Source organism: Paenibacillus sp. FSL R10-2782, assembly GCF_038592985.1.
Lineage (GTDB): Bacteria > Bacillota > Bacilli > Paenibacillales > Paenibacillaceae > Paenibacillus > Paenibacillus terrae_C.
In genome coordinates, this window is sequence record NZ_CP151951.1 from 1098833 (window position 1) to 1111897 (window position 13065).

8 protein-coding genes are annotated in these 13065 nt (G+C 50.1%); 6 read left to right on the top strand and 2 right to left on the bottom strand.

Features of this window, described 5'->3' with window-relative positions; translation table 11 throughout:
- The first annotated feature begins 290 nt into the window (after positions 1-290).
- The 6 genes from NST83_RS04995 (at position 291) to NST83_RS05020 (ending at position 10491) form a co-directional block, all read left to right on the top strand.
- Positions 291-1196, top strand: coding sequence for a LysR family transcriptional regulator (locus NST83_RS04995; protein ID WP_252361670.1), 906 nt, complete (start codon positions 291-293; stop codon positions 1194-1196).
- A 194-nt stretch (positions 1197-1390) separates the two neighbouring features.
- Positions 1391-2611 (top strand): M20 family metallopeptidase, encoded by a 1221-nt coding sequence (locus NST83_RS05000; RefSeq protein WP_342416802.1) that lies wholly within the window; start codon positions 1391-1393, stop codon positions 2609-2611.
- Positions 2608-4026 (top strand): C4-dicarboxylate ABC transporter permease, encoded by a 1419-nt coding sequence (locus tag NST83_RS05005; protein WP_342416803.1) that lies wholly within the window; start codon positions 2608-2610, stop codon positions 4024-4026. Before NST83_RS05000 ends, NST83_RS05005 begins: the two co-directional genes overlap by 4 nt.
- 233 nt (positions 4027-4259) lie before the next feature.
- Positions 4260-6710 (top strand): rhamnogalacturonan lyase, encoded by a 2451-nt coding sequence (locus NST83_RS05010; protein WP_342416804.1) that lies wholly within the window; start codon positions 4260-4262, stop codon positions 6708-6710.
- 225 nt (positions 6711-6935) lie between these two features.
- Positions 6936-8672 carry an ABC transporter ATP-binding protein gene (locus tag NST83_RS05015; protein ID WP_342417878.1) on the top strand — a complete coding sequence of 579 codons (1737 nt, stop codon included), beginning with the start codon at positions 6936-6938 and terminating at the stop codon, positions 8670-8672.
- Positions 8653-10491, top strand: a complete 1839-nt coding sequence (locus tag NST83_RS05020; RefSeq protein WP_342416805.1) for an ABC transporter ATP-binding protein — start codon at positions 8653-8655, stop codon at positions 10489-10491. The genes NST83_RS05015 and NST83_RS05020 overlap by 20 nt, the downstream gene beginning before the upstream one ends.
- Positions 10492-10586: 95 nt before the next feature.
- Here NST83_RS05020 and NST83_RS05025 read toward each other — a convergent pair whose 3' ends face one another.
- Both NST83_RS05025 and NST83_RS05030 read right to left on the bottom strand, forming a co-directional pair.
- Entirely contained in the window at positions 10587-11888 is a 1302-nt protein-coding gene (locus tag NST83_RS05025) for a dicarboxylate/amino acid:cation symporter (protein ID WP_342416806.1), read from the bottom strand.
- Between the two features lie 114 nt (positions 11889-12002).
- Positions 12003-13037 (bottom strand): DctP family TRAP transporter solute-binding subunit, encoded by a 1035-nt coding sequence (locus tag NST83_RS05030; RefSeq protein WP_342416807.1) that lies wholly within the window; start codon positions 13035-13037, stop codon positions 12003-12005.
- Positions 13038-13065: the final 28 nt, after the last annotated feature.

Here is a 13065-nt window from a genome sequence, read left to right on the forward strand (position 1 = left end):
AAAAGAAGCTCACTTGATGGGAGATGCTTTTCATCCTTCGGTGAGCTTCTTCTATGCAAACTGCACAAAAAAAAATGTACATGGTAAAACGGAGGACGAAATTTTGTTGTACAAGCGAAGCGGTCGCTTTAAAAGCGAGTTCCTTTTGCAAAAGTGGATTGGGGATGAACGGGGATCATTTTGCCGGTTTAACCGGGTCTTGCCCAAGCCCTTCGTGCGGTATAATAGACCGATACATCTGTGGGCTTTTTTCCTGTGGAGAACCGAGAACGGATGAACAAGGGAACAATATGACGAAAGGAGCGACGATGATGGATGAAAAGGATTGCCTGATGTTGTGCTACATTGCAGAAGAACACAGTCTGAAACGTGCCGCCGAGCGTTTGTATATTACACAGCCCGCCTTGACCTACCGTCTGAACCAATTGGAAAAGGAGTTCGGGGTGCCGATTATCGTACGCGGGAACAGAGGAACGAAGCTGACCATGGAAGGAGAACGACTGGCTGAGTATGCCAAACGAAATTTGAGAGAATTGGCCGAATTAAAAGAAGCCGTTATCCACCTGAGAGGCGAGGTAAAAGGAACGCTTCGTTTGGGGATTTCAAGCTACTACGGGCACTACAAGCTGCCGCCGATCTTAAAGAGCTTCAAAGATATTTATCCTGACGTGCAATTTTCGGTTACTTGCGGACTCAGTGCAGAAATTTATGAAATGCTTCGCGGGGATGAAATTCATCTGGGTGTCATTCGCAATGATTACCCCTGGTCTGAGGGAAAGCATCTTCTTGCGGAGGAGCATATTTGCGTGATCTCCCAAGAGGCTGTAGAGCTTGAGCAATTGCCGGAGCTTCCGATGATTCGTTATAAGGACCCGGGCAAGCCGCAGCTTTCTGGTCACATGTATTCCTCGTTTAACGAATCTGTGCAGGCGTGGTGGAGTGAAATGTTGGGCAGGCCGCCACGAGTTTCCATGGAGGTGGACAGCTACGAAACCTGTAAGGAAATGGTCCGACACGGATTGGGATATTCCATCGTACCCGAAATATTTGTCTCTCCAAAGGATGAATTATATGCATTTAATTTGATTCGCAAGAACGGGGAGCCTGTGCTGCGCAGAACATGGATGTTGTATAAAAATAAATCCAGCCATCTTATGGCAGTGGAAAGATTTGTAGAATGGATGCTCCAGTCTTAACACAATAAAGGCAGCGAATATCGTAATTATTGGCGGAAAATGGCGTATTTCAAAAAAAATCATGTCATATATAAAATAATTTTAAGGATAAACCTAAAAAATATTAAATTTACTTTACTGGCATTCGCCTATACAATGTTGAATATTGATTGTATATTTATTCGTTATGACGAATGAAAGGCGGCATTCCACTGATGGACTCAATAGCGAACGGACATAATGGCAGAACGCCATCCCATGAACAAATTATGAAGGCTGTAGATGCGAAGGATCACGAATTACGGGAGCTTGCCCGAACGATACATAAACATCCTGAGCTAAGCTTTCATGAATATCAGGCACAGGGCTGGCTCACCAATACACTGGAACAGGCTGGTTTTGCTGTGGAAAAAGGCATTGCCGGACTGGAAACCTCATTCCGTGCGGAATGGGAAGGGAAATCCGGCGGGCCCACAATCGCTCTGCTGGCTGAGTATGATGCACTCCCAGCGATTGGACATGCCTGCGGACACAACCTGATTTGTACCGCATCAGTGGGGGCCGCTATAGCCCTGAAGGAAGCGATGCCGGATCTGCCCGGACGCATCGTGGTGTTAGGCACACCAGCCGAGGAGGAGGGCGGCGGCAAAATCATCATGTGCGAGCATGGCGAATTCGACGGCATTGACGCCGTAATGATGGTGCATCCGCAGAGCAAAACGATGGTTTTGCGCGGGGGATTGGCCTGCGTGGATGTCACGTTTACGTTTCATGGCAAGCAGGCCCATGCCGCTTCCTCCCCGGAGAAGGGCATCAGCGCACTGGATGCCATGATTAATGCCTTTGTGGCGATTAATTCAGTTCGCCAGTTCGTCACCAGTGACGTGCGTATCCACGGCATTATTACAAAGGGCGGAGATGCCCCGAATGTGGTGCCAGAGCTGTGCGAGGCCGTATTTATTTTACGGGCGCAAACCGTTGTCGTCCTGGCAGAAGTGCGGAGCAAGGTGTATCGCGCTGTTCGTGCGGCGGCAGAAGGCATGGGCGCGACCGTGGACATTGCCGAGGGACTTGTTTATGCGGAGCGCAATACGAACAAGAAGCTGGCCGCTTTGTTCCAGAACAATCTGGAGCAGCTTGGTCTGGAGGTCCACGAGCCGCCTGCACAGGGAGGAATCGGTTCGTCGGATATCGGCAATGTCAGCCAGATTACCGCAGCGATTCATCCTTATATCCGATTGGGTGACGCGTCCACGCATACGCCGGAATTTGCCCAGCTTGCGGGAGCGGAGGAAGGCATGATTGAAATGAACTATGCCGCCAAGGCGCTGGCATTAACGGCTTACGATCTCGTGACCGATCCGGTGGCTTTGAGAGAGGTACGGACTGAATTTGAACAGTGGCAAGCGCAGAGAAACGGGGGAGCATCCGAATGAGTAGCAACACGGCCGTACCGAGCGGCCCGAAAAAATGGCTGAAAATGCCGCATACCTTTGTCATTCTTATTTTTCTGACCTTAGTGGCCGGGATATTGACCTATGTCGTCCCCGCTGGAGAGTTTGAACGAGTTAAAAATGAAACAACCGGCAAAACGCTGCTCGTTCCCGGTTCGTACGCTCATGTCGATCCCAATCCGGTTACGCTGTGGGATATTCCGAAATCCATCGTATCCGGTCTGGTCGATTCTGCCGATGTGGTCTTTTTCATTCTGATCATCGGCGGTGTTTTTCAGATTATTACGTCCTCGGGAACGATTGAGGCGGTGACGGGAAGGGTCGCGAGGTCTTTTTCCAACAAAGGTATATGGGTGATTCCGGTATTTATTACCCTGTTTTCCGTGGGCGGTTTTACGATGGGCATGTCCACCGAGGTTATGGTATTCGTGCCGATTGGTATTGCTATCGCCCGGGCGTTGAAATTTGATGCGATGACGGGTACGGCCATGATTTCACTGGGGGCTTCCTGTGGATTTACTGCCGGGCTGCTGAATCCGTTTAATGTCGGTTTGGCACAGGCGATTGCGCAAATCCCTATTTTTTCAGGGTTGTGGCTTCGTGCCATCCTGTTGGTCATCCTGATCGTCATTACGAGCTTATATATTATGCGTTATGCCAGCAAAGTGAAGAAAAGCCCGGAAAGCAGCTTTGTTTACGAATTGGAAAAGACCGCTGAAGACAAGCCGGTGGATCTATCCAATCTGCCTTCCATACAGCTCAAGCATATCCTGATCATTTTGACCATCGTAGTAAGCTTTGCGATGTTGATCTGGGGAGTGTCCAAAAAGGATTGGTGGATGGAAGAATTGGCTGCCCTGTTTCTTTCGATGGGAGTCATTTCCGGCTTTTGCGCAGGCTACGGGCCAAGTCGCATTGCGACAGAGTTTGCCAAAGGGGCCAAAGATATCACCTATGGTGCGCTGATTATCGGTTTTGCACGTTCCATCGTGGTTGTACTGGATCACGGCAATGTGATTGATTCCATCGTTAACAGCCTTGCTATCATGGTGGGACATTTGCCTGAATCGGTGCAAGTGCTGGGTATGTATGTGTTCCAAAACATTATGAACGTATTCATCACCTCCGGTTCGGGAATGGCCGCAACGACGATGCCGATTATGGTGCCACTGTCCGATCTGCTCGGCATTACACGGCAGACGACGGTACTTGCCTTCCAGCTAGGAGATGGATTTTCGAACATGATTTTGCCTACTTCCTCAGCCTTAATGGGGAGCTTGGCCGTATCGGGTATTCCGTATCAGAAATGGGTTCGCTTCTTTTGGCCGCTACTGGCTGTCTGGTTCGTACTGGGTGCAGTATTCGTGATTGTCGCCCAAATTATCGGATATCACTAAACTATAACTATTAAATACTTTTCAGCCCTCATCTTGCCGTGTTCGTACAGGCCTGGTGGGGGCTGTTTTATGCGAAATGGCAAATAACACGGATTTGTGTAGAGAAATCCCCGGATATTTAAACGCTTTTGGGAGAACGGCAAAACTATAATAATAAGGAATTTAAATTATGTAAGCGCAATCATTTTGGGTATTTGCTTGTCATCACAACACAATGGAGGAGGACGACTTGGATGGCTCAAAGGAAAGGCGCATGGCGAAAGGGAACCTTGACCGCTGCGTTGGCAACGATGCTGGCGATGACGGGTACAACTGTGGGGATGGCGGCAGAAGCTCCATCTGAACCGGAGCTTCAGGCAGCATCGGCTGTTGCCGTCGAACAGAACCGAAGTGGCAGCATCCAACTGGAAAAGCTGGATCGGGGACTGGTGGCTGCGGTGACACCGGAGGGTGTTTTTTTAAGCTGGCGGCTGTTGGCGCAGGAAGTGAATGGTTACGGTCCAACGGGGCTGACAGGAGCGAATTTTAATGTATACCGTGATGGTAAAAAGATTGCGACGGTGACCGACAGTACCAACTATTTGGATAAAGAAGGAAGCGGAAAAGCGGTGTACAGAGTAGCTTCGGTCGTGAATGGACGGGAAAAGGATCGCAGCGCCAAAGTGACGCCGTGGCAGCAGGGCTACTATGAGCTGCCTCTTCAAAAGCCTGCCGATGGCGTAACACCCGCAGGTGAGTCCTATACCTACTCTGCAAATGATATGAGTGTGGGGGATGTGGACGGAGACGGACAATATGAATTTTTTGTAAAATGGGACCCGTCGAACTCCAAGGACGTTTCTCAGAAGGGCTATACCGGAAATACGTATGTCGATGCATATACGGCCCAGGGCAAGCTGCTATATCGGATCGACCTGGGTGTGAATATTCGGTCAGGTGCACATTATACACAGATGATGGTGTACGATTTTGATGGCGACGGCAAAGCCGAGTTGATGTTCAAAACGGCTCCGGGTACCAAAACGATTACTTTTGACAAGAAGGGCAAGCCGAAAAAAGAAACCTATATTACCCTGCCCCGTGAGGATCGCAAAGCAGGGATTACGCATAAGGACGATTACCGTTTAAGCCGTACGGATTATTACGAGCATGTGGTGAACATGTTCATGAACTGGACGAAGCATGAAGAAGTGGTCAAAGGGCAGTGGCCCGCTACGCTGGAGGAATGCTTTGGTATCGCTCCAAAGTATAGCTATCCGTTATCCCGTAAGGATGCGGAAAGCCTGACGGACTACTTTATGGATGTATACGCGCCTGCGCGGAGCGACAAAAACAAGCTGAGAGAGTTCGAAGGCTTCATTGTGGATGGACCGGAATATTTGACCATTTTCAAAGGAAAAACGGGAGCAGAGCTGGACACCGTCCGCTATGAGCCGGAGCGTCATGACGATGGCCTCATGTGGGGCGATTACGCCATGGCCCGGATCGAACCCGCCAACCGGGTGGATCGTTTCCTGGCAGGCGTGGCTTACTTGGACGGCCGCAAACCGTCCGCTGTGTTTGCACGCGGATACTATACGCGCTCCACACTGGTCACCTACACATGGGATGGTCGCCATCTCCAGAAGAACTGGATGGTGGACAGCGGCTGGGCGCTGATGACGAATCCGTTTAACGATAGTCCGCACGGGCGTGATGGAACGGACCCGAAATTCGGAACCTTGACCACACAGGGAGCGCATTCACTGAGCGTCGCAGACGTAGATGGTGACGGCAAGGACGAAATCGTATACGGCTCTGCCACCATCGACCATGACGGCAGCCTGCTGTACAGCTCGTTCGATGTCATGCCACCCGAAAGTGCGATTCCCGGCGAAACAGCCCGTTTGGGTCATGGCGATGCGCTGCATGTGACGGATATTGACCCGGATCGGCCGGGCAAAGAAATCTTTATGGTGCATGAGGGTGGCACCTATGCCCCTTATGGTTATTCGCTGCGGGATGCCAAAACGGGTAAAGTCATCTACGGCGGATATTCCGGCAAGGATACAGGCCGGGGAATGATCGGTGACATAGACCCGGATCAGCGAGGGCTGGAAACCTGGGCTATGGGCTTATGGACCGCTGCGGGCAAGCAACTGGATACCAAGATGCCAGGCACTAATATGAGTATCAAATGGGCAGCTGATATGACCACACAAATCGTAAACGGCGCGATTGATGTAACCCCAACCATTGAGGACTGGAAACGGGGTACATTGCTGACCGCAACAGGAACGAAGACGAACAACTATACCAAAGGAACACCATCGCTGGTAGCCGACATTTTCGGAGATTGGCGAGAAGAAATGCTCGTCCGCACAGCGGATAGCTCGGCGATCCGTATCTATTTGAGCACTGAGCCTACGACGCATAAATTGTACACACTGATGCATGATCCGCAATATCGGGTGGATGTGGCGCGTCAAAATACGGGCTATAACCAGCCATCCTATACAAGCTTTTACTTCGCATCCGATATGGATTGGGCGAATGTGCCGATTCCCAAGCTCTACACGCCAAGAGCCGTAATTCAGGAAGAGAGCGGCGATGAGGTGGATGAGGTAGAGACATTGGAGATGGATGGGAAGCAAATAAATACGGAGGAAGTAGAGGTAGAGTCAGCAGTACCAGCAGAGGAATAATGAACACTGGGAACGACAAGTAAGCTGGATTAAAATGAAATCGCAAGGAGAGCCGTATTTACGTGCTCTCTTTTTTGCATATTTTTAATTATAGCAGCAGGAATCTTTAGTTTATGAGTTAGAAGGAGGGCGTTCAGAAGGGTATAATAAAATATAGTGCTGTATGATGATCACACGCTGATCTGGAAGGACGGCTGTCGAGCAATTGGAGGAATGCTAGTGGGGATGATGTTCTCTTTTCTAAAAAAATATCGGGTTCCAGCCATCGCGGCGCTCGTGATGATGCTGCTGGAGCTGACGGTGGAATTGTCGCAACCGTATCTGATCTCCAAAATTATTGATGAGGGCATCCGACAGCAGGATTTGTCCGTCGTCTGGTTATGGGGCGGTGTGCTGGTAGGAAGCGCCGTTATTGCTTTTATAGCGGGAATTTCCAGTTCCTTTTTTGCTTCCCATGCCAGTCAGGGCTTTGGGTATGATTTGCGGGAAAGGCTGTATCATAAGGTGCAATCCTTTTCCTATCCGGTTTTTAAACGTTTTGCTACCTCATCGCTGATTACCCGTCTGACGGGAGACGTTACGCAGGTGCAGGATACGGTGTTTATGAGCTTGCGGTTTATGACACGGGTGCCGCTGGTGGTGATTGGCAGCATTGTAATGGCGTTGGTCGTGCATTTCAGGCTAGGACTGTTGCTGGCAGTCATGGCTCCAGTGCTGTTCGTGTTTGTGCTTGTGATGATGCGGCGAACCGTTACGTTGTTTAAGGGCGTCCAGCGTCGTTTGGATGACGTTAACGGGGTGATTCAGGAGAACCTGACAGGTATCCGGCTCATACGGGTTTTTGTGCGGATGCGGCATGAAATCGAGCGCTTTGCCCACTATGGGGGCGAATTGATGAAAGGGACGGTTTCCGCTTTGCGCTGGACGGAAACGACGATGCCGTTCATTTTGTTTACCATGAATGTGGGAATTATCGCCGTGCTTTGGTTCGGACGGGGGCAAATTGCAACAGGGGATGCCAGTGTGGGACAGGTGGTCGCTGTCGTCAATTATTCACTGCGGACGATTGGAGCCTTGTCTGCCTTGTCGGGGATTGTTGTCGTGTTTTCCCGGGCGACCGCTTCCACGGCAAGGATTCGTGAGGTATTGGAGACACATCATGAAGAACATGGAGAACGGGAGCCTATTCCAACACATAACACGCGAATCCAGGGACAGGTGGAACTGGATCGGGTGAGCTTTCATTATCCGGGCAGCGATCTCGCGGTGCTAAAGGATATTTCCTTTATGGCTCGATCGGGTGAGCGTATCGCCATTATGGGGGCTACGGGGTCGGGTAAATCTTCACTTGTGCAGCTCATTACGCGTTTGTATGAAGAAGATGAGGGCCATGTGCGCTTTGACGGCAAGGATGCGCGGGAACTGGACGCTTCCATACTGCGTGAGGCCATTGGGTATGTGCCGCAGGAGGTGCTTCTTTTCACTGGCTCGATTCGGGAAAATATCGCTTGGGGGCTGGAGAATGCCAGTCTGGAGCAGATTCAGGAAGCAGCTCGTATGGCGCAAATTCACGATATGATTGAGCGCTTGCCGCAAGGCTATGACACGATGCTGGGACAGCGCGGTGTGAATCTGTCCGGTGGACAGAAGCAACGGCTATCTATTGCCCGCGCGCTGGTGCGCCATCCGGCGGTGCTTATTTTGGACGACAGCACCAGTGCGCTGGATGTGCGGACAGAGGCTGCTTTGCTGGAGGCGCTGGAAGGCTTGTCCTGCACGACCTTTCTTATTACGCAGAAGATCAGCTCGACCGCATCGGCAGATCAGATTTTACTGTTGGATGAAGGCCATCTGATTGCGAGTGGAAGTCATGATCATTTAATGGACAGTTCAGGGCTGTATCGACGCATCTATGAATCACAATACGGAAAGGAGGAGTCGCATGTTCAAGGAACTCATTGATCCCTTCCGTCAGCCTACACCACCGTCCGGTGTGCTGCGCAACCCGGCAGGAGCAGAGGGACGCCGCAAAGCCAAGGCCAAGAACTGGTCCGGCACACTGGGCAGGATATGGGAGTATTTGGCCCGCCGCAAGGCCAAGCTAATGCTGGTGCTGTTCATGGTACTGCTCAGCTCCGGGCTGGCTTTGCTGGGTCCGTATTTGGTCGGCGTTGCGGTGGACCATTTTCTGGAAGGTCCGGGCGGACGCACGTGGATTTATTTTCTCATTGGGTTGGGTGCTGTGTATTTGCTCAATTCGCTGACCTCCTGGCTGCAAAATATCTGGATGATCGAAATCGCCCAGGAGACGGTGTACCGGATGCGTTTCGACCTGTTTTCACATTTGCATCGCTTGCCGATTCCTTTTTACGGTAAACGTCAGCAGGGAGAGATCATGAGTCGATTGACCAATGATATCGAAAATGTCAGCTCTACGCTGAATAGCTCAGCCATTCAGATTTTTTCGAGCGTATTGACGCTGGTGGGTACACTCGCAGTCATGCTGTGGTTAAGCCCGCTGATGACACTGCTAACCTTTATCGTGGTGCCGCTGATGGCAGTCGGGATGCGCTGGATTACGCGTCGTACAGGTCCCTTATACAAGGAACGGCAGAAGAACCTGGGCGAATTGAACGGATATATCGAAGAAACGTTATCCGGGCAGCAGATTATCAAAGCATTTTCGCAGGAAAAGAGGGTTATTCGCGGCTTTAGTGAACGTAATGACCGTATCCGTCTGTCAGGCTTCTGGGCACAAACGATTTCCGGCTTTATCCCCAAGCTGATGAACGGGCTGAACAATCTCAGCTTTGCCATTGTGGCAGGAATCGGCGGGATTTTGGCTATACACGGTTCTATTACCATCGGAACGATTATCATCTTTGTAGAGTATGCCCGCCAGTTCACCAGACCGCTGAACGATCTGGCTAACCAGTGGAATACCCTGCTGTCCGCTATTGCCGGAGCTGAACGCGTATTTGAAATATTGGATGAGGATGAGGAGTCCAAGGACGAGCACGGCGCCGTAGAGCTGGAGCATGTCGAGGGCGCAGTTCGGTTTACCGATGTTTCCTTCGGCTATGATGAGGGGGGCGATACGTTAGAAGGTATTTCCTTTGAAGCCAAGCGGGGTGAGATGATCGCGCTGGTCGGTCCGACCGGGGCAGGAAAAACAACGCTGATTCAGCTGATATCCCGTTTTTACAGTCCCGACAAGGGAATGATCACGCTAGACGGGCGCGACATTACCACCGTTCAGCGTGAAAGCTTGCGCTCACATATGGCGTTTGTACTACAGGATTCCTTTCTGTTCCAAGGGACAATCCGTGAAAATATCCGCTTCGGCAGGCTGGATGCCACTGATGAAGAGGTAGAGGAAGCATCGAAGCTGGCGAATGCCCATTCCTTTATCATGCGGCTGAAGGACGGATACGACAAGGTGCTGGAGGCTAACGGCAGCGGCATCAGCCAAGGGCAAAAACAGCTGCTGGCTATTGCCCGTGCTATTTTGGCCAACCCTTCGATCCTCGTACTCGACGAGGCAACCAGCAGCATCGACACGATTACTGAGATGAAAATACAAGAAGGACTGGAGCGGCTTATGCAAGGGCGAACAAGCTTTGTCATCGTCCACAGACTGAATACCATTCGTCAGGCTGACCGGATTCTGGTCTTGAAGGATGGTCGTCTGGAGGAGCAGGGCTCGCATGATGAGCTGCTGACCCATAAAGGCTTTTACAGTGATTTATATTATGGTCAGTTGAAAAAGCAAAGCTCTTAAGACGGCTCAGAATAAACAGATTTGTAGACATGATGTAGAAGCATTATGATGCTAAAAAGGGCTACCCCGGAGTAGCCCTTTTTAAGTATGGCTTTTTATACTGACTTAGTCACAGGACTGCTTAAGGGACTGGTTTCAAGCTCCATCGGTGCTGGAGCGATTTCCGGCTGTCTGCCGGGATGAAACTCATTTTCTGATTTGGCGACGATGACAGTAGCGACCCCGTTACCGATCAGATTGGTGATGGCGCGTGCTTCTGACATAAAGCGGTCAACGCCAAGCAGTAGCGCCATCCCGGCCAGCGGGATCGAAGGAAATGCCGCCAACGTGGCTGCCAGTGTAATAAAACCGGAACCAGTGACGCCCGCGGCTCCCTTCGAGGTCAGCATGAGAATACCGAGCAGTGTCAACTGCTGCCATATGGTCATGTCGACGCCGGAGGCCTGAGCCACGAATATGGCGGCCATGGACAAATAGATCGCCGTACCATCCAGGTTAAACGAATAGCCCGTTGGAATGACCAGGCCAACCACCGATTTGGAACAGCCGTAGTTCTCCATTTTATTCATCATACGTGGCAGGGCAGACTCAGAGGATGAAGTACCAAGTACAAGCAAAATTTCTTCTTTAATATAAGCGATAAACTTGAAAATGCTGAACCCGTACATGCGAGCAATCAGACCGAGCACAATGATAACGAATAAGGCCATGGTCAGGTAAACGGACCCCATCAGCTTGCCCAGAGAGGTTAACGACCCAATGCCGAATTTACCAATGGTGTATGACATGGCACCAAATGCGGCGATTGGGGACAATTTCATGACCATATTGACGATGCCAAAGAAGGCGTGCGACAATTTGTCGAACAGGACAATGACGGGTTTGGCTTGCTCCCCCATCGCCGTCAGTGAAAGCCCGAAAAGGATGGCAAAAAACAGGATAGGCAGCAAATCTCCGCCTGCCATAGCGCTTACTACATTTTCAGGAATAATGCCTACGAAGAAATCAACTACTCCGTGACTTGTTTCCGCTGCTTTTTGAGCATATTGAGATACGTCTCCGGTTGCTTTGCTCACATCAATGCCTGCTCCTGGTCTTACCAGGTTAACAACGATTAGCCCAATAGCCAGCGCAATCGTGGTAACGATTTCAAAATAGAGAAGGGCCTTTCCGCCGATGCGACCGACCTTCTTCATGTCCCCCATGCTGGCAATCCCGTGTACAACTGTAAAAAATACAATGGGTGCGATGACCATCTTAATGAGCTTGATAAAGGCGTCTCCAAGTATTTTGAGCTTTTCGCCTGTTGCAGGAAAAAAGTGACCTAAAAGAATACCCAGCACAATAGCGATAACGACCTGAACCGTCAAGTTTTTAAAATTAATTCTTAGTTTCATAGGGATACGCTCTCGCTTTCTTTTGATTTTTGAAAACGCTTTATTTTTGTATCCCCAGTGTAAAAGCTGCGTTCTTGACAAACAAGAATACGGTCATAACGTTCTTTTTGATCTTTATGGTCCTTGAATCATATCCATCAGGTCCGACCCGATGATGGGAGTAAACTCCTGATAGAGCACGCGCAGACGTTCTTTCCAAAGCTTACGCTCACCCTCGGACAGATGGGTAATTTTAATGTCTCCGGTCTGCTCCAACTGGCGAAGGCGATTCGCATTTTCGTCTGTTTCCCGTTTGCTCCAGCGCGTCGTTTCCTCAAGTGCCTCTTGTAGCACCCGCCTGGCGTCACTTGGGAGGTGATCCCAATCGGATTTGTTGAATACGACGGCATAACCCAGATAGCTGTGGTTGCTGATGGTCATATAACGTTGCACTTGGTAAAACCGTTTGGTGAAAATATTGGATATTGTGTTCTCCTGTCCGTCTGCCGTTCCCGTCTCCAGGCTGTGGTATATTTCATTAAAAGGAGTGCTGATAGTCGATGCTCCCAGCGCTTCAAACTGGCGATCCAACACCTGGCTTGGCTGGATACGAAATTTCAAGCCTGCAAAGTCTGCGGGCTGTCTAATGGGATGGACGTTGTTAGTGATTTGACGAAAGCCGTTCGACCAGAAGGCGACGCTTTTCATTCCATAGGGTTCAAGTGTCTGCGATAACCGCTTGCCCAATTCTCCATTCAGTGCCTGATCGACTTCAGCCTGATTCTCAAAGGCAAACGGAAGATCCATCACTAGCCAGGCTGGATCAATCGCATTCAAATTAGAAAACGAAGGAGCAATCATCTGGATTTCTCCTCGTTGAAGTGCAGCAACCTCCGTGGTTTCTGAATAGCGCATTCCATTGGGGAACACTTGAATCTCAATCCGATCGTTTGATTTTTCTTTAACCCGTTGTGCAAAATGAGCGGCTGCCAGTCCTTTAGGCGAGTTTTCAGCCACCACATGGCTAAATTTGATCACGATCCGATCTTTAAGGCCGGTAAATTCATGATCATAAGGGAGTTTTTCACCAAAATTCTTTTGAAAACCGATCACATAAGCCGTTAGGATACCCAGTACGAGCAAAACACCAAATCCAGTAGCTCTTTTCACAAAGTAACCTCCCATCTGTTGCTATTTT

What these genes read in the sequence shown, in the direction of transcription:
- NST83_RS04995 (WP_252361670.1), top strand. Translation starts at nt 291, where the DNA reads ATGACGAAAGGAGCGACGATGATGGATGAAAAGGATTGCCTGATGTTG.
- NST83_RS05000 (WP_342416802.1), top strand. Translation starts at nt 1,391, where the DNA reads ATGGACTCAATAGCGAACGGACATAATGGCAGAACGCCATCCCATGAA.
- NST83_RS05005 (WP_342416803.1), top strand. Translation starts at nt 2,608, where the DNA reads ATGAGTAGCAACACGGCCGTACCGAGCGGCCCGAAAAAATGGCTGAAA.
- NST83_RS05010 (WP_342416804.1), top strand. Translation starts at nt 4,260, where the DNA reads ATGGCTCAAAGGAAAGGCGCATGGCGAAAGGGAACCTTGACCGCTGCG.
- NST83_RS05015 (WP_342417878.1), top strand. Translation starts at nt 6,936, where the DNA reads ATGATGTTCTCTTTTCTAAAAAAATATCGGGTTCCAGCCATCGCGGCG.
- NST83_RS05020 (WP_342416805.1), top strand. Translation starts at nt 8,653, where the DNA reads ATGTTCAAGGAACTCATTGATCCCTTCCGTCAGCCTACACCACCGTCC.
- NST83_RS05025 (WP_342416806.1), bottom strand. Translation starts at nt 11,888, where the DNA reads ATGAAACTAAGAATTAATTTTAAAAACTTGACGGTTCAGGTCGTTATC.